Source organism: Luteimonas sp. RIT-PG2_3 (assembly GCF_054902115.1).
On the sequence record NZ_JBUBPF010000006.1, the window covers coordinates 15,942 to 31,790 of the forward strand.

Consider the following 15,849-nt stretch of genomic DNA (forward strand, 5'->3'; position numbering starts at 1 on the left):
CGCCCGATCATGGGCAGTTGCAGAACAAGATGACGCTCGGCACGCACTCCTCACCCGCGGGCATGAAATCCAGTGGAAACACCTACTCCGGCGCGCGTGCCTGCTTGCGGTTGGAGGCATCCTCCGGTGGATCGCTGCGGACCAGGGCCAGCGTCCCATCCGCCAGTGGCCGCGCCACGACCGGATGATAGGTCGACAGGGCGAGTACGAAGTTGTCGGGACGCGCGGTACTGAACACACCGCTGATGCGCAGACCGGCCAGGCGAGGATCCTCGATGACCAGTTGCCGACGCGAATAGCGGTTGACCTCGGCTACGGCGCTTTCCAGCGGGTCGTTGCGGAAGATCAACCTGCCCTCGCGCCAGCTGATGGCGCGATCGACATCCGCCTGCGACACCCTGATGCCATTGACGGCATCGGCATGCAACTGCTCGCCGGCGCCCAGCGATATCCGCGGCTTCCTAGCCAGCAGGCGATCGAGGCCAATCCGGCGCACGGAGTCGACATCGACCCTGCCTTCGACCATCACAAGGTGCAGGCCGGCGGCGTCGACGCGGACATCGAATGCGGTCCCCACTGCGGTGATGCGTCGATCACCGGCAGTGACCACGAACGGCCGCGCGGCATCGGCCGCGACTTCGAACAAGGCCTGGCCGCGCAGCAGGCGGACGCTGCGTTGCGCTGCGCTGAAATCCACGACGATGGCACTGTCGGTGTTCAAGGCAACCACCGAACCATCGTCGAGTCCGATCTCACGCTGCTCGCCGATACCGGTGGCATGGCGCGATTGCGACACCGCACTGCCGGCCGCAGAAGGCGTCTGCGCCAGCGACGGTAAGCCGGATCGGTCGCCGGGCAGGCGCCCGATCCATGCCCCGATCGCCAGCAGGGCGACCATGGCCACCAACGCCCAACCGGCGCTGCGCCAACGCGGACGCAATGGGTACGCCGCCAGCGCGCTGTCGCGCATGCTTCGGATCTCGGCAGTGCCAGCGACCCGGCCCATGCCCTCGACAACACCCTCGGCAGCCGAGAACGCGGCCCGGTGCGCGGGCTGTTCGAGCCAGCGCGCCAAGTCGCGCTGATCCTTCGCGTCCAGCGTGCCCAGGCGGCGACGTGCCACCCAGCATGCGGCAGCATCATCGATGCCGCCGGGCGGATCGGCACGGGGGCCAGGCCAGACGTCGCGCAGGCTCATGTCGCACTTGCCTGCAATTGGGTGATCGCACGCATCATGTGTTTCTCGACCGCACTCACCGAGATCCCCAGGCGTCGGGCGATCTCGGTTCCGGACAGTCCTTCGTAGCGGTTCAGCAGGAACACCGTGCGCGAGCGCTCGGGCAGTGCCTGCAGCGCCTGGATCGCGCGTGCGAATGCCTCCTCGCCCAGCGCCACCCGTTCCGGCGAGCGTTCGTCACGACCGTGTTCGAACGCGTGATCGGAGGGATCGCGGGCGTCAGTCCGGTGGCGTGCCTCGCGGCGCGCGTGTTCCAGCATCATGTTCGCGGCAATCCGGAACAGATAGCCTTCGCCATTGCCGATTGCGGCGTGCTCCTCGCGCCGGAGCAGGCGCGTGAACAATTCCTGGGTGAAGTCGTCGACATCCGCGCTCGTCGGCAACCGCCTGGCGAAGTAGCGCCGGATCGCCGGCTCATAGCGCGCGACAATGCCCGCCGTGTCTTCCGGCGAACCGATCGGGTCAGGCCAGTCGTCACCTGCAATGCGATTCATGCTGTGCCCAACGCCACGTGCGTCATTGGGGAGGCACCATAAGCCAGGATATCAAGCCTGCGCAAATTCTGCGGGCCGCCGGCCTCGCGTGCCACTCAGCCCACCGGCGAGGTGAAATGCTCGAAGCCTTTGCCCGGAAGCCGCAGGACGCGACCGTCGGCATCGAGCAAGCGCACTTCGCTGCCGGCGACCACGCGGCCGATGCAGGTCGCGGCGACTCCGGCCGATGCCGAGGCGGCCGCGATGTCGGCGCCGCGCTGCGCTGGCGCGGTGAAGCACAGTTCGTAATCGTCGCCGCCGCTGGCCTGCAGGAGATGGCGCGCGGCCGCATCCGGATACGCGGCAATCAATGGTCCGGAGGCGGGCAAAGCCGCGGCATCGATGTCGGCACCGACGCCGCTCGCCCGGCAGACGTGGGCCAGGTCTGCCAGCAGCCCGTCCGACACATCGATCGCTGCATGCGCCTTGCCGCGCAAGGCAAGCCCTGCGCCGATGCGTGGCATCGGGCGATCCAGCCGCGCGCGCAGCCATGGATCCGCGATGGCAGAGGCGCGCCATTGCCACAGGGCCGCGGCAGCATCGCCGAGCGTACCGGTGACCCAGATGTCGTCGCCGACCTGGGCACCGTCACGGCGCAGCGCCTGACCGCGGTCGACCAGGCCATGCGCGGCCACGCTGATCGACAGCGGACCGCGCGTGGTGTCACCACCGACCAGGGCGACGCCATGCAGGGCCGCCAGACCGAGGAAGCCGTCGAGGAAGCCCTCCAGCCAGACCGCATCGGGCTCGGGCAACGACAGCGACAGGGTGCACCACGCCGGCGTGGCGGCCATCGCGGCCAGGTCGGACAGATTGACCGCCAGCGCCTTCCAGCCGATGTCGGCAGGCGCGGTGTCGGCCGGGAAGTGCACGCCGCTGTTGAGGGCGTCCATCGTGACGATCAACTGCTGGCCTTCCGGCACCTGCAGGATCGCGGCATCGTCGCCGATGCCGAACAGTACGTCGCCGCGCGTGGCGGCACGGGCGCGGATACGGGCGATCAGGTCGAATTCCATGTCCCCGCCTCCTCGTCGATGACGACGCCGCAGGCCGCGGCGCGCCGGCGCGCCGTTAGCCCCGGCCTGCCTGTACTTCGATCCCGCGCCACTCGACCGCGGCGCGGTCCAGCACGCCGTTGACGTAGGTGTGGCCATGTTCCGAGCCGAACCGCTTCACGGTCTTCAGCGCCTCGTCGATGATCACGCGGTACGGCACGTCGATCCGGTGCAGCAGTTCGTAGGTGGCGATGCGCAGCATCGCGCGCTCGATCTGGTCGACTTCGTCGATGCCACGGTCCAGGAACGGCTGCAGTGCGGCATCGAGTTCGCCGGAACGCTTGCCGACGCCGTGGACGAGGTCCTCGAAATAGGCGAGGTCGGCGACTTCATGCGCCTGCTCATGCGCGAACTGCGCGATTGCATTCTTCGCGTCGACGCCCGACATCTGCATCGCGTAGACGGCTTGCAGCGCGCGACGGCGCGCGCGCGACCGGCCGACCGGATCCAGGCCGTCCTTGCGCTGCGGGCCACGCGGATGGCCGGCGCTCATGCCAGTTTCTCCAGCAGGTTGGACAGTTCGATCACCACCAGCGCGCACTCCTCACCCTTGTTGCCATGACTGCCGCCGGCACGCTTCTCGGCGTCGACGTAGTCCTCCACCGCCAGCACGCCATTCGCGACCGGCAGCCCATGATCCAGCGATACCCGCATCAGCCCTTCGCTGCAGCCATCGGCGACCTGCTCGTAGTGGCGGGTATCGCCACGCACCACGCAGCCCAGCGCGACGATGCCCTGGTGCGCACCGGCCGCGGCCAGCCGCGCCGCCACCACCGGCAGTTCCCAGGCGCCGGGGACCCGCACCAGGTCCAGCGCGTCCTCGGCGACGCCGTGGTCGATGAACGCCTTGCGCGCGGCCGCGGCCAGCGCATCGGTGATCTTCGGGTTCCAGCGGCTGACGAGGATGGCGTAGCGCGCACCTGCGGGGGCGCGCAGGTCGCCTTCGTAATGGCTCATGGGGGCGGTCGATACCGGTAGGGGTCGGTCAGTTTACCGCGCACGGCCCCTGCCCGGGTCCGCCCCGGTCTGCCAGGGCCGGCGCGGACGCCTAGGCGTGGACGTACTCGACGACCTGCAGCCCGAACCCGGCCAGCCCGATCTGCTTGCGCGGGGTGCCGATGACCCGCAGCTGGCCCAGGCCCAGATCCGACAGGATCTGTGCCCCGGCGCCATTGCGACGCCATTGCCCCGCATCCTTGCCCTTGCCGGCAGCCGATGCGGTACCGGGGCCGGCGCGCAGGCGCTCCAGCAGGGCCTCGCCATCGCGCGGCATCGACAGCACGACCAGCACGCCCTCGCCGGCTTCGGCGATCAGCCGCAGCGCATCGGTGCTGGCAACGCCGAAGTCCTCGCGCCGGCAGTGCAGCAGGTCGGCCAGCGGATTCTCGACATGGACCCTGACCAGGGTCGGCGTCGAGGCATCCGGCGTGCCGCGCACCAGTGCGAAATGCAGGTCGTGGGCGATGCGGTCGCGGTAGGTGATCAACTGGAACGGGCCGAACTCGGTCTCGATATCGCGTTCGTCGACGCGCTCGACGGTGTGCTCATTGGCCAGCCGCCAAGCGATCAGGTCTTCGATCGAGCCCATCTTCAGGCCGTGCTCGCGCGCGAACACTTCCAGTTCGGGGCGCCGTGCCATCGAGCCGTCCGGATTCAGGATCTCGACCAGCACGCCGGCCGGTTCCAGTCCGGCCAGCATCGCCAGGTCGACACCTGCTTCGGTGTGTCCGGCCCGGCTCAGCACGCCGCCGGGGTGCGCCAGCAGCGGGAAGATGTGGCCAGGCTGCGCGAGATCGGACGGCTTGGCGTCCGGGCGCACCGCGGTGCGGATCGTATGCGCGCGGTCGTATGCGGAAATCCCCGTGGTGACGCCTTCCGCGGCCTCGATCGAGACCGTGAACGCGGTCTGGTACTGGGCGGTGTTGTCGCGGACCATCGGTGCCAGTCCCAACTGCCCGCAGCGCTCGCGCGTCAACGGCAGGCAGACCAGGCCACGCGCATGCGTGACCATGAAATTGATGTCCTTCGGCGTGACCAGCTCGGCGGCCATGATCAGGTCGCCCTCGTTCTCGCGGTCCTCGTCGTCGACGATAACGACCATGCGACCGGCGCGGATTTCCTCGAGCAGCTCGGGGACGGGTGCGAAATTCATGCGGCGGCTCCTGCGCCCAGCAGGCGCTCTACGTAACGGGCGACGAGGTCGATCTCCAGGTTCACGGCATCGTCAATGCCGGTCTGTGCGAACGCGGTGTGCGCGACGGTGTGCGGGATCAGCGCGACCTCGAAGCCATCGGCGTGCACGGCATTGACGGTCAGGCTGACGCCATCGACGCAGATCGATCCCTTCTGTGCGATGTATTTGAGCAGCGCCGCCGGCGCCTCGAAGCGCCAGCGCTGCGCGCGCGCATCGGGCTGGACATCGAGCACGCGCCCCATGCCGTCGACGTGCCCGCTGACCAGGTGGCCACCGAGGCGATCGCTTGGGCGCATCGCGCGCTCCAGGTTCAACGCCTGGCCCTCGCGCAGTTGCCCGAGCGTGGTCAGCGACAGCGTCTCGTTGGAGGCGTCGGCTTCGAAATGCGCATCGTCGAACGCGACCACGGTCAGGCAGACGCCGTTGATCGCGATGCTCTCGCCCAGCGCCACATCGGCGAACGGCAGGCTGCCCACGCCGATGTGCAGGCGCACGTCGCCGCCAACGGACTGTCGCGACACCAGGGCGCCGACGCCCTCAATCAGACCAGTGAACATGTCAGTGCCCCTCCTGCACGGAGGTGACGCGCCGTGGATTCCATTGGATATGCATGCAACGTTTCCCGCCTTGAACGCGAAAAACGCCCGCAGGGCGCAGGACGGCACGCGCCTCGCGGCACGCGGCGTCGTCTTCTTTCATCCGGACTATGACCGTCGGCTCCGGCATTGGACCGGATCTGCTGACCTTCCTGGCACGGGGCCGGGAAGCGCTCGCGGGCTCATGCGGCCAGCGGGCTTGCAGCCCTGGCGCGCATCTACCGCCGGTGGGGAATCGCACCCCGCCCCGAAGACGTTCTTGAATGGTGGTGATGCCGGCCGGACGGCCGACCGCGCCAGTTTACACCCCTGCCGGGATCCGGGCGGGCAACGTCCCCGCAAGGCACGCGGACACAGCGTTCCAGCATGGCGCCGGGCACCCCAGAATCAGGTCAGCCACATCAGGCCTGCCAAATCGGGCTCACCCAGTCAGCCCCACCAGATCAGCGGCCTTCAAGCCGATCGCTGTCAGCCCGGCGCTCCCTGGCGGTAGCGTGCCAGCACCTGGTCGATGACCCGCGACGTGCGCAACGCGCTGTCGCCGGTCGACGGGCAGCGTCCGCGCCCCTGCAGTTCGGCGACGATCGTCGCGATCAAGGGCTGCTGGATATGCGGCGGATTCTCGATCAGGTACTCCTGCACGCCCTCGGCGGTCTCAACGGTGATCGGGCCATCGCCGAACGTCGAGAACCGCAGGCGGCCACGGTCGCCGACGATCTCGACGCTGTCGCGATGGCCGTAGCTGCAGAAATTCCAGGCCCCCGTGCCCTGCAGGCCGTTGGCGAAGCGCATCGACATCGTCACCGTGTCCTCGGCGGGATAGGCGCGCGACTGCGATCCGGCATGACCGGAGACCTCGGCGATCTCGCCGAACAGGAAATCGAGCAGGTCCAGCGTATGGCTGCCGACATCGACGAACAGGCCACCGCCCGACAGCTCCGGCCGTACCCGCCACGGCAGCGCGGCCGGGTCCTGGTAGGCCGCCTGCAACGTGTAGTGCAACACCACGTCGACCAGCCGCGGCGTGCCGATCGCGCGCTCGCCGTGCAGCAACGACTGCACTTTCAGGAAACGCGGCAATGCGCGTCGGTAATACGCCACGAACAGCGGCACGCCGGCTTCGCGACTGCCACGCAGCATCGCCTCGCATTCCGCCGTGTCGCGCGCCATCGGCTTTTCGACGTAGACCGGCTTGCCTGCGCGCAGCGCCATCAGCGCGTAATCGGCATGCGATGCCGGCGGCGTGGCGACATAGACCGCGTCGACCTCCGGATCGTCGACCAGCGCCTGCGCGTCGGCATGCCAGCGCGGCACGCCATGCCGGCGCGCATAGTCCTCGGCCTTGGCGGCGTCGCGCCGCATCACCGCCACCAGCGCCGAACCCGGGACCTTCCGGAACGCAGGCCCGCTCTTGACCTCGGTGACGTTGCCGCAGCCGATGATGCCCCAGCGGATCGTGTGTTCAGTCATCGGCAACGCATCCCCGCAGCTTCCGGCCCCATCCGCCGGCACTGTAGCAAACGCATCCGACAACAAAATGACGCGAATGACGCGGCCGCGTCACGGCGACGATGCGCCGCCGGGTTTGCTGCGCGCATGCACGAACAACGGCCAGTGGAGCTCGCGAACGGTCTCCGCCGGTCCCCAGGCGGCGGCAATCGCCTCGGCATGGGCCGCGACCGCGTCGACGCCGGTGATCTCGCGACAGCGCTGGCTGGCAGAAAAACTGGACAGATACCCGAGCAGTCGTGCGAGCGGCCACTGCGCGCGCATCGTGAACTGCGGCACCGCGACCGCCGCGAACGGCCAGTCGAATCCGGCATAGGCGGCATCGATCCAGGCCCGCTGCTCCGGCCAGTACGGCGCGATCTGCGCACGGAAGGCGTCGAACGGTGCGTCGATCACGTCCGGCGGCACCAGGTCCTGGTAGCCGCAGGCGACCAGCAGTCCGCCGGGCCTGAGCACGCGTTCGCATTCGCCAAAGAAGGCGTCGCGGTCGAACCAGTGCAGCGCCTGGGCAACGAAGACCAGGTCCGCGCTGGCATCGCCCAGGCTGCAGGCTTCCGCGGTTTCAACTATGAAATGCACGTTGTCGGGTGCATGCGCCTGCGCGATCTGCGCCGCACTGGGATCGCTGGCATGCACCCGATCGACATGCACGGCCAGCCCGCGCGAGGCCTGCCCGCTACCGCAGCCGGCCTCCCAGGCAAGGTGGCGATGCTGCAGGCGGCTGCCGATCCACGCAAACAACGAGGGCGGGTACTCGGGGCGCGATTCCGCGTAGGCCGCGGCCACCGAGGAAAAATGATCGGGAAAGTTCTGGCCGGACATGCGCGACCGCCGCGATCAGCCCGCGACCGGCGGCGCCGGCTGCAGGCGCAGCCGGGTGTCGTCGCCGATGCGCACGCTGTCGACCACCCGCATCTGCAAGCGCTGCAGCATGTGGTCGATGCCCAGGCCCGCGAACAACGGCCGCGCGCGCTCACCGAGCAGAACTGGGGCGACGTAGAGCAGAATCTCGTCGGCCAGGCCCGCGCGCACGAAGGCACCGGCCAGCGTCGCGCCCGCTTCCACCTGGATATCATTGATGCCACGCGCGGCCAACAGCGACAACGTCGCCTGCAGGTCCAGCTCGCCATCGCGCATCGCGATCGGCGCGCGATCGAGCGTGAACTCGCGCGGTGGTTTGGCATCGCTGGCATGCACGTACAACGTCGGCGCATCGCCTTCGCGCACGCGACCGCGTGCGACTGTCGCCAGGCCGGGATCCAGCACCACCCGCAACGGCGGCACGAACGCCGGCACAGCCTCGCCTTCGGCGGCCTCGAAACGCACCGTCAACGATGGATCGTCGGCCAGCACCGTGCCCGAGCCGGTCAACAGCGCGCCGCTGCGCGCACGCCAGCGCATCACGTCCGCGCGCGAAGCGGCGCCACTGATCCATTTCGATTCGCCGTTGGCCATCGCGGTGCGGCCATCCAGGCTGCAGGCCAGCTTGATCCGGACCCACGGCCGGCCACGTTCGATCCGCGACAGGAAGCCCGCGTTCAAGGCGCGCGACTGCGCTTCCATCAAGCCATGCTCGACCGTGACGCCAGCGGCACGCAGACGCTCGAAGCCGGCGCCATCGACCTGCGGGAACGGATCGCGCATCGCCGCCACGACCCGCGACACACCGGCCGCGACCAGCGCATCCGCGCAGGGTCCGGTGGCGCCAGTGTGCGCGCAGGGCTCCAGCGTCACGTAGGCCGTCGCGCCCCGCGCGCGTTCGCCCGCCGCCTGCAATGCGAACACTTCCGCATGCGGCCCGCCCTTGCGCTGGTGGAAGCCCTCGCCGACGACCTCGCCGTCGACGGCCAGCACGCAGCCGACCATCGGATTGGGGCGCGTGGTGTACGCGCCGCGCTCGGCCAGCGCGAGCGCACGCGACATCATCAGGTGATCGTTCGCGGTGAAATTGTCCGTCATGATTCCACTTCCTTCAGTCCACCGGAAAAGCTGCCACGCATGCGCTTGAACGGCACGTTGCGGACCTGGCTGCGGAACTCCGAGGCGAACGCGTCCATGTCGTCGTAGCCGGCGTACACATCGCGCGCGCCGTCCTTGCGATCCACCAGCAGGCGCACGACGCGCCCCTTGGCCTCGATCGCTTCGACCGCTGCGACCTGGTCGAAGGACTGTTCAACGGACTGCCCGTGGCCATCGTCCACATGCAGCCGTCCGTCCGCGAACCAGACCCGGATGGGCTGCCTGAACGCCCAGAGCTCGCGTTCGACGCCCCGCTCTCGCCACCAGCTCCAGGCCAGCCAGGCGAGCCACGCCGCGCAAACGGTCCAGGCCAGCGGGCTGTGCTGCACGCCCATCAACCAGACCAGTGCCACGGCCGAGCCGGCCTGGAACAACGCGATCCACGGGCCGAAGTACCACCTGGCCCGGACCGCCTTCCTGTCGAAACGATAGACGCGATGCGTCGACGTCAACGCTTCTTGCCCTTCTCGGACGGCTTGCCGAACGGCACGACCTCGCCCGACAGCAGGGGCAACTGGCCTTCGCCCACGCCGGGCAGGTCGCGCTCCAGGCGATCGAGCTCATCGCGGAAATCGGCGACGTCCTCGAACGAGCGGTACACCGAGGCGAAACGCACGAAGCCGACGTGGTCGAGCTTGCGCAATTCGGTAATGACGAACTCGCCGACCCGGCGCGACGAGATTTCGCGCTCGGCGGTCATCCGCAGGTTGTGCACGACCGCGCGCACCGCGGTCTCGATCTGTTCTTCTGCGACCGGTCGCTTGTGCAGCGCCCGGTCCAGGCTGACGCGCAGCTTCTTGGCGTCGAACGGCTCGCGCCGGCCATCGCCCTTGATGATGACCGGCAGCTTGAGCTCGATGGTCTCGAGCGTGCTGAAACGCTCGCCGCAGGCCTCGCACTCGCGGCGACGACGGATCGTCGCGCCGTCTTCCGACGCGCGCGAATCGATGACCTTGGTATCCACGTGCTGGCAGAAGGGGCAATGCATCAGAGCGCCTGCAGGCGGGACTTGCAGCCGTCCGGCTTCCGACGGCCGGAAGCCGGGAATGACACCGGGAATCGCACGAACGGGAGCGCGGAACCGTCGCTGCCGACGATCCCCGCTGCCCGACGCTGGATGCCCGTCTCAGCCATAGACCGGGTACTTGCGGCACTGCGCGGTGACCTTGTCGCGCACGGTCGCCAGCACGGCCTCGTCGGCCGGCGCGTCGAGCACGTCGCAGATCCAGTTGGCCAGGTCCACGCAGTCCTGCTCGCCGTAGCCGCGCGTGGTCACTGCCGGTGTACCGATGCGCAGGCCCGACGTCACGAAGGGCTTCTGCGGATCGTTGGGCACCGCGTTCTTGTTGACGGTGATATGCGCCTTGCCGAGGGCTTCCTCGGCGGCCTTGCCGGTTACGCCCTTGCCGATCATGTCGACCAGCATCAGGTGGTTCTCGGTGCCGCCGGATACGATCTTGTAGCCGCGCGCGATGATCGTCTTCGCCATCGCCTGCGCGTTCTTGACGACCTGCTGCTGGTAGCGCTTGAACTCGGGCTCAAGTGCTTCCTTGAACGCCACCGCCTTGGCCGCGATCACGTGCATCAGCGGCCCCCCCTGGATGCCCGGGAACACGATGCTCTGCAGCTTCTTCTCGATCTCCGCGGCCTCGTCGCCGGCAGCGGCGCGGTTGAGCACGATGATGCCGCCACGCGGCCCGCGCAGCGTCTTGTGCGTCGTCGAGGTCACCACGTGCGCATGCGGCACCGGGCTCGGATAGACGCCGGCGGCGATCAGGCCGGCCACGTGCGCCATGTCCACGAACAGGTAGGCACCGACCTTGTCGGCAATCGCGCGGAAGCGCGCCCAGTCGATCTTCTGCGAATAGGCCGAGAAGCCGGCGACAACCATCTTCGGCTTGTGCTCGATGGCCAGGCGCTCGACCTCGTCATAGTCGATCAGGCCCTGGTCGTCCACACCATACTGGACCGCATTGAACAGCTTGCCCGAGGCATTGACCTTGGCGCCGTGGGTCAGGTGGCCGCCATGCGCCAGCGACATGCCCAGGATCGTGTCGCCCGGCTGCAGCAGCGCGAAGTAGACGGCCTGGTTGGCCTGCGAACCCGAATGCGGCTGCACGTTGGCGTAGTCGGCGCCGAACAGTGTCTTCAGGCGGTCGATGGCCAGTTGCTCGGCGACGTCCACGTACTCGCAACCGCCGTAATAACGCTTGCCCGGATAGCCCTCGGCGTACTTGTTGGTCAGCTGGCTGCCCTGGGCTTCCATGACCAGCGCGCTGGCATAGTTCTCACTGGCGATCAGCTCGACATGATCCTCCTGGCGTTGTTTCTCCGACGCAATCGCGGCGGCCAGTTCAGGGTCATAACCAGCGATACGCGCTTCAAGCGAGAACATGGGGGACTCCAGTTGGGCTGTGGGATGCAGATTGTACCCGTTCAGCGCCCTGGCCCTAGGGCCTGTCCGGCAGGTGTCGATGCCGACGTGGCGCAGACAGCAGGAAGGCGCGCCTGCGCGCGCCTTCCCGACCATTTCCGCGGCGCCCCGCCCCCGGCCGGGGGCATGGTTCGCCCCCGCCGTACCGGCGCCCGGATCACGCTCGCATCAGCGGAAGATGATGTCCGCGATGATGCCAGTCGCGATCGCCACCAGCAGGTAGTCGCCGACGTCGTCGCGCATCCAACGATACCCGCGTGGCGGGTGGCGCAGGCCGTAGTGGTTGTAGTCGTTGACCACGTAGACCGGGCGATGGCCCCGGTGCACGTAGCCCCCGCGTGCCCAACGCGGCGGCGGCGCGGCATAGCGCGGACCGTAGTCGCGGTAAACGACCCGCGGCGGCACATGCACGACCCGGACCGGCGGTGCGTAGTGGCGGTCGTAACGGCCGTAACGATCATGCCGGTCGCGCTGCTCGTAACGGTGCTGGCTGTAGCGGCGCTCGTCACGACGGTCATCGCGGCGGTCATGCCTGCGGTCGTCGCGACGATCGTCGCGGCGGTCGTGGCCTCGGCCCTCGTTGCCGCGGTGGCTGTAGCCATTGCGGTCGCGATCGCCGCGTCGATCATTGTCGGCGAACGCCGGCCCGGCCAGGGTGGCGACGGCCAGTACGACAACGGTTCCCAGGTTGATGGCGTGTCTCATGTGATCCTCCGGCGTTCGGGCTGCGGAACCAGCTTCCGTGGGAGCAATATCCCTCTGCCCGGCTGAACGAAAACGCCCTGCGGACGGCGTGTACAAAACGCGTTAAGACCGCACTCAGCCTGCGGGCCTCCGCGCCCTCCCGGGCACCGCGCCCGGCGAGGCGACAGGCTATAATCGCCTTCATCCCGACACCCAGATCGCCCGTGCAGCCTTGCACGGGCACGGCAGCGCTTACCGGAGCCCCCATGTCCTCGCAATACATCTACACCATGAACGGCGTCAGCAAGGTCGTGCCGCCGAAGCGCCAGATCATCAAGGATATCTCGATCTCGTTCTTCCCCGGCGCCAAGATCGGCCTGCTGGGCTTGAATGGCGCCGGCAAGTCGACGGTCCTGAAGATCATGGCCGGCGTGGACACCGATTACGTCGGCGAGGCCCGCGCGCAGCCCGGCACCAAGGTCGGCTACCTCGCACAGGAGCCGCAGCTCGACCCCGAAAAAACCGTGCGCGAGGCCGTCGAGGAAGGCGTCGGCGAGGTCCTGCAGGCGCAGGCCGCGCTCGACAAGGTCTATGAGGCCTATGCCGAGGAAGGCGCCGATTTCGACAAGCTGGCCGCCGAGCAGCAGCGCTTGGAGGCGATCCTGGCCTCGGGTGACGCGCATACGCTGGAACACCAGCTCGACGTCGCCGCCGACGCGCTGCGCCTGCCGCCGTGGGACGCGGTGATCGGCAAGCTGTCGGGCGGCGAGAAGCGCCGCGTCGCGCTGTGCCGCCTGCTGCTGCAGAAGCCCGACATGCTGCTGCTCGACGAGCCCACCAACCACCTGGACGCCGAGTCGGTGGAGTGGCTGGAGCAGTTCCTCGCGCGCTACACCGGCACCGTCGTCGCGGTCACCCATGACCGCTACTTCCTCGACAACGCCGCCGAGTGGATCCTCGAGCTCGATCGCGGCCGCGGCATTCCGTGGAAGGGCAACTACACCGAGTGGCTGATCCAGAAGGACGCCCGCCTCAAGCAGGAAGACAATCAGGAAAAGGCCCGCCAGAAGGCGATCCAGAAGGAACTGGAATGGTCGCGGCAGAACGCCAAGGGCGGCCGCTCGAAGGGCAAGGCCCGACTGGCGCGCATGGAAGAACTGCAGGCGGTCGATTACCAGAAGCGCCAGGAAACCAACGAGATCTTCATCCCGCCGGGCGAGCGCCTGGGTGCGCGCGTCATGGAGTTCAAGAACGTCTCCAAGAAGTTCGGCGACCGCCTGCTGATCGACGACCTCAGCTTCGTCGTGCCCAATGGCGCGATCGTCGGCATCATCGGTCCCAACGGCGCCGGCAAGTCGACGCTGTTCAAGATGATCACCGGCCACGAGAAGCCGGACTCGGGCGAGATCGAGATGGGGCCGACGGTCAACATCGCCTACGTCGACCAGAGCCGCGACAAGCTCGAAGGCAACCACAACGTGTTCCAGGAAGTGTCCGGCGGCGCCGACATCCTCAACATCAACGGAACCGAGATCCAGTCGCGCGCCTACATCGGCCGCTTCAACTTCAAGGGCCAGGACCAGCAGAAGATGGTCGGCTCGCTGTCGGGCGGTGAACGCGGCCGCCTGCATCTGGCCAAGACGCTGTTGCAGGGCGGCAACGTGCTGCTGCTCGACGAACCGTCGAACGACCTCGACATCGAGACCCTGCGTGCACTCGAAGACGCGCTGCTGGAGTTCCCCGGCAACACCTTCGTGATCTCGCATGACCGCTGGTTCCTGGATCGCATCGCGACCCACATCCTGGCGTTCGAAGGCGACAGCCACGTCGAGTTCTTCCAGGGCAACTACCGCGAGTACGAGGAAGACAAGCGTCGCCGCATGGGCGAGGACGCCGCGCCCAAGCGCCTGCGCTTCAAGGCCCTGAAGTAATGACGATCGAGCACGCCCAGGACCTGGATGGCCTGCGCCGGGCAGGCGCACTGGTCGCCCGGGTGCTGGGCACGATGCAGGGCTGTGCCGCCGATGGCATGACCCTGCGCGAGCTCGATGCGATCGGCGCCGAACTGCTGCGCGATGCCGGCGCACGCCCCGCGCCGGCGCTGACCTACGGCTTCCCGGGCACGACCTGCATCAGCGTCAACAATGTGGTCGCGCACGGTATTCCCGATGGCCGGTTGCTGCGCCGCGGCGACCTGATCAATGTCGATGTCTCGGCCGAACTCGACGGCTACTTCGCCGACACCGGCGCCAGCTTCGTCATCGGCGCGCCGACACCGGCACAGAAGGCCCTGCTCGACGCGACCCGCGAGGCCCGCGACAGCGCCATCGCCGGCCTGCGCGCAGGCGGACGATTGAACCAGATCGGCCGCACCATCGAACGCGTCGCCGCCCGGCGCAGCCTGCGGGTCATCCGCAACCTGGGCAGCCATGGCGTCGGCCGCGCCCTGCACGAAGCGCCCGAGCATATCCCCGGCCACTTCGATGCGCGCGACCTGCGGACGCTGCACGAGGGCATGGTCATCACAGTCGAGCCGTTCCTGGCGACCCATTGCAACCGTGCCGAGGAAGGCGACGACGGCTGGTCGCTATATTGCCGCAAGGGCATGGCCGCGCAGTTCGAACACACGATCGTCGTCACCCGCGACGCGCCGATCATCCTGACCTGAGCCCTGGGAGCCTTTGCGATGACGTTCATTCAGGCCCTGCGCGAGCGCTGGCAACGCGCGGATTCACTGGTATGCGTCGGCCTGGATCCCGAGCCGGCGAAGTTCCCGGCCAGGTTCCGGGAGAGCCCCGACGCGGTGTTCGCGTTCTGCCGCGACATCGCCGATGCCACCGCCGACTACGCCTGCGCGTTCAAGCCGCAGATCGCGCATTTCGCCGCACTCGGCGCCGAGGACGCGCTGCGCCGGCTGATCGCGCACCTGCATGCCCGTCATCCCGGCCTCCCGGTGATCCTGGACAGCAAGCGCGGCGACATCGGCAGCACCGCCCAGCATTACGCCAGCGAAGCCTTCCAGCGTTATGCCGCCGACGCGGTGACGGTCAACCCGTACATGGGGCGCGATTCGGTGCAGCCCTTCCTCGACCATGCCGACAAGGGCGTGGTGATCCTGTGCCGGACCTCGAACCCCGGCGCCAGCGATCTGCAGGACCTCGAGGTCGCGCATGCGACCGGCACGCGCCCGCTGTACCAGCACGTCGCCGAGACCATCGCGCGCGACTGGAACGCGCACGGCAACTGCGCGCTGGTGGTCGGCGCGACCTGGCCCCGGCAACTGCGCGAAGTCCGCGCGATCGTCGGCGACATGCCGTTCCTGGTCCCCGGTGTCGGTGCGCAGGGCGGCGATGTCGAAGCGGTGGTGACGCAGGCGCGGACCGCGGACGGCACCGGCCTAGTCGTCAGTTCGTCGCGCGCGATCCTCTATGCCTCGCAGGGCGACGACTACGCCGAAGCGGCCGCCGCGGCCGCACGCGACCTGCGCGACAGCATCAACCGCTGGCGCTAGGACCTGCGTGCCCTGTGGCGCGCGTGCGCTGCTCGGAATCCCCATGTCCCTGCACTGTGCGTTCTGCGCGCTGACAC

At 68.4% G+C, this 15,849-nt stretch carries 17 protein-coding genes and 1 riboswitch; of the genes, 3 read left to right on the forward strand and 14 right to left on the reverse strand.

Annotated elements, in window-relative coordinates; translation table 11 throughout:
* Positions 1-82 precede the first annotated feature (82 nt).
* The 14 genes from ACYX7E_RS11195 to ACYX7E_RS11260 form a co-directional block, all read right to left on the reverse strand.
* Entirely contained in the window at positions 83-1,198 is a 1,116-nt protein-coding gene (locus ACYX7E_RS11195; RefSeq protein ID WP_462080662.1) for a FecR family protein, read from the reverse strand.
* A complete protein-coding gene (locus ACYX7E_RS11200; RefSeq protein WP_462080663.1) occupies positions 1,195-1,731 on the reverse strand; it encodes an RNA polymerase sigma factor in 537 nt (178 codons plus the stop codon). The genes ACYX7E_RS11195 and ACYX7E_RS11200 overlap by 4 nt, the downstream gene beginning before the upstream one ends.
* A 95-nt stretch (positions 1,732-1,826) precedes the next feature.
* A complete protein-coding gene (thiL, locus tag ACYX7E_RS11205; protein ID WP_462080664.1) occupies positions 1,827-2,786 on the reverse strand; it encodes a thiamine-phosphate kinase in 960 nt (319 codons plus the stop codon).
* Between the two features lie 55 nt (positions 2,787-2,841).
* On the reverse strand, positions 2,842-3,318 hold the full coding sequence (gene nusB / locus ACYX7E_RS11210) for a transcription antitermination factor NusB (protein ID WP_462080665.1): 477 nt from the start codon (positions 3,316-3,318) through the stop codon (positions 2,842-2,844).
* Positions 3,315-3,782: a 6,7-dimethyl-8-ribityllumazine synthase gene (gene ribH / locus ACYX7E_RS11215; RefSeq protein ID WP_462080666.1), complete on the reverse strand. Its 468-nt coding sequence runs from the start codon at positions 3,780-3,782 to the stop codon at positions 3,315-3,317. The genes nusB and ribH overlap by 4 nt, the downstream gene beginning before the upstream one ends.
* A gap of 91 nt (positions 3,783-3,873) precedes the next feature.
* Complete coding sequence (gene ribB / locus ACYX7E_RS11220) at positions 3,874-4,977, reverse strand: 3,4-dihydroxy-2-butanone-4-phosphate synthase (protein ID WP_462080667.1); 1,104 nt, start codon at positions 4,975-4,977, stop codon at positions 3,874-3,876.
* Positions 4,974-5,576, reverse strand: a complete 603-nt coding sequence (locus tag ACYX7E_RS11225; RefSeq protein ID WP_462080668.1) for a riboflavin synthase — start codon at positions 5,574-5,576, stop codon at positions 4,974-4,976. Before ACYX7E_RS11225 ends, ribB begins: the two co-directional genes overlap by 4 nt.
* A 126-nt stretch (positions 5,577-5,702) precedes the next feature.
* A riboswitch (FMN riboswitch) is annotated at positions 5,703-5,874 on the reverse strand.
* 209 nt (positions 5,875-6,083) lie between these two features.
* A complete protein-coding gene (locus ACYX7E_RS11230) occupies positions 6,084-7,085 on the reverse strand; it encodes a Gfo/Idh/MocA family protein (protein WP_462080669.1) in 1,002 nt (333 codons plus the stop codon).
* Positions 7,086-7,175: 90 nt separating this feature from the next.
* Positions 7,176-7,946 carry a class I SAM-dependent methyltransferase gene (locus ACYX7E_RS11235; RefSeq protein WP_462080670.1) on the reverse strand — a complete coding sequence of 257 codons (771 nt, stop codon included), beginning with the start codon at positions 7,944-7,946 and terminating at the stop codon, positions 7,176-7,178.
* 15 nt (positions 7,947-7,961) lie between these two features.
* Complete coding sequence (ribD, locus tag ACYX7E_RS11240; RefSeq protein WP_462080671.1) at positions 7,962-9,083, reverse strand: bifunctional diaminohydroxyphosphoribosylaminopyrimidine deaminase/5-amino-6-(5-phosphoribosylamino)uracil reductase RibD; 1,122 nt, start codon at positions 9,081-9,083, stop codon at positions 7,962-7,964.
* A complete protein-coding gene (locus ACYX7E_RS11245; protein WP_462080672.1) occupies positions 9,080-9,595 on the reverse strand; it encodes a hypothetical protein in 516 nt (171 codons plus the stop codon). Before ACYX7E_RS11245 ends, ribD begins: the two co-directional genes overlap by 4 nt.
* The gene (gene nrdR / locus ACYX7E_RS11250) at positions 9,592-10,131 is read right to left on the reverse strand and encodes a transcriptional regulator NrdR (RefSeq protein WP_462080673.1); all 540 of its coding nucleotides are present in this window, start codon (positions 10,129-10,131) and stop codon (positions 9,592-9,594) included. Before nrdR ends, ACYX7E_RS11245 begins: the two co-directional genes overlap by 4 nt.
* A gap of 138 nt (positions 10,132-10,269) precedes the next feature.
* Complete coding sequence (glyA, locus tag ACYX7E_RS11255) at positions 10,270-11,538, reverse strand: serine hydroxymethyltransferase (RefSeq protein ID WP_462080674.1); 1,269 nt, start codon at positions 11,536-11,538, stop codon at positions 10,270-10,272.
* 207 nt (positions 11,539-11,745) lie between these two features.
* Positions 11,746-12,282 carry an RcnB family protein gene (locus ACYX7E_RS11260; RefSeq protein ID WP_462080675.1) on the reverse strand — a complete coding sequence of 179 codons (537 nt, stop codon included), beginning with the start codon at positions 12,280-12,282 and terminating at the stop codon, positions 11,746-11,748.
* A 245-nt stretch (positions 12,283-12,527) separates the two neighbouring features.
* Here ACYX7E_RS11260 and ettA point away from each other — a divergent pair, with 245 nt between their 5' ends.
* From ettA to pyrF, 3 genes are read left to right on the forward strand one after another with little or no spacing between them, the layout of a single operon-like run.
* Positions 12,528-14,192, forward strand: a complete 1,665-nt coding sequence (gene ettA, locus ACYX7E_RS11265; protein WP_462080676.1) for an energy-dependent translational throttle protein EttA — start codon at positions 12,528-12,530, stop codon at positions 14,190-14,192.
* The gene (gene map, locus ACYX7E_RS11270) at positions 14,192-14,929 is read left to right on the forward strand and encodes a type I methionyl aminopeptidase (RefSeq protein WP_462080677.1); all 738 of its coding nucleotides are present in this window, start codon (positions 14,192-14,194) and stop codon (positions 14,927-14,929) included. The genes ettA and map overlap by 1 nt, the downstream gene beginning before the upstream one ends.
* Before the next feature lie 18 nt (positions 14,930-14,947).
* The gene (pyrF, locus tag ACYX7E_RS11275; RefSeq protein ID WP_462080678.1) at positions 14,948-15,772 is read left to right on the forward strand and encodes an orotidine-5'-phosphate decarboxylase; all 825 of its coding nucleotides are present in this window, start codon (positions 14,948-14,950) and stop codon (positions 15,770-15,772) included.
* Positions 15,773-15,849 lie beyond the last annotated feature (77 nt).

Excerpts from the sequence above, each read along its gene's own strand:
- ACYX7E_RS11230 (WP_462080669.1), bottom strand. The coding sequence starts at position 7,085 with ATGACTGAACACACGATCCGCTGGGGCATCATCGGCTGCGGCAACGTC.
- nusB (WP_462080665.1), bottom strand. The coding sequence starts at position 3,318 with ATGAGCGCCGGCCATCCGCGTGGCCCGCAGCGCAAGGACGGCCTGGAT.
- ribH (WP_462080666.1), bottom strand. The coding sequence starts at position 3,782 with ATGAGCCATTACGAAGGCGACCTGCGCGCCCCCGCAGGTGCGCGCTAC.
- ACYX7E_RS11235 (WP_462080670.1), bottom strand. The coding sequence starts at position 7,946 with ATGTCCGGCCAGAACTTTCCCGATCATTTTTCCTCGGTGGCCGCGGCC.
- glyA (WP_462080674.1), bottom strand. The coding sequence starts at position 11,538 with ATGTTCTCGCTTGAAGCGCGTATCGCTGGTTATGACCCTGAACTGGCC.
- ribB (WP_462080667.1), bottom strand. The coding sequence starts at position 4,977 with ATGAATTTCGCACCCGTCCCCGAGCTGCTCGAGGAAATCCGCGCCGGT.
- ACYX7E_RS11195 (WP_462080662.1), bottom strand. The coding sequence starts at position 1,198 with ATGAGCCTGCGCGACGTCTGGCCTGGCCCCCGTGCCGATCCGCCCGGC.
- pyrF (WP_462080678.1), top strand. The coding sequence starts at position 14,948 with ATGACGTTCATTCAGGCCCTGCGCGAGCGCTGGCAACGCGCGGATTCA.
- ettA (WP_462080676.1), top strand. The coding sequence starts at position 12,528 with ATGTCCTCGCAATACATCTACACCATGAACGGCGTCAGCAAGGTCGTG.
- ribD (WP_462080671.1), bottom strand. The coding sequence starts at position 9,083 with ATGACGGACAATTTCACCGCGAACGATCACCTGATGATGTCGCGTGCG.
- map (WP_462080677.1), top strand. The coding sequence starts at position 14,192 with ATGACGATCGAGCACGCCCAGGACCTGGATGGCCTGCGCCGGGCAGGC.
- ACYX7E_RS11200 (WP_462080663.1), bottom strand. The coding sequence starts at position 1,731 with ATGAATCGCATTGCAGGTGACGACTGGCCTGACCCGATCGGTTCGCCG.
- nrdR (WP_462080673.1), bottom strand. The coding sequence starts at position 10,131 with ATGCATTGCCCCTTCTGCCAGCACGTGGATACCAAGGTCATCGATTCG.
- ACYX7E_RS11260 (WP_462080675.1), bottom strand. The coding sequence starts at position 12,282 with ATGAGACACGCCATCAACCTGGGAACCGTTGTCGTACTGGCCGTCGCC.
- thiL (WP_462080664.1), bottom strand. The coding sequence starts at position 2,786 with ATGGAATTCGACCTGATCGCCCGTATCCGCGCCCGTGCCGCCACGCGC.
- ACYX7E_RS11225 (WP_462080668.1), bottom strand. The coding sequence starts at position 5,576 with ATGTTCACTGGTCTGATTGAGGGCGTCGGCGCCCTGGTGTCGCGACAG.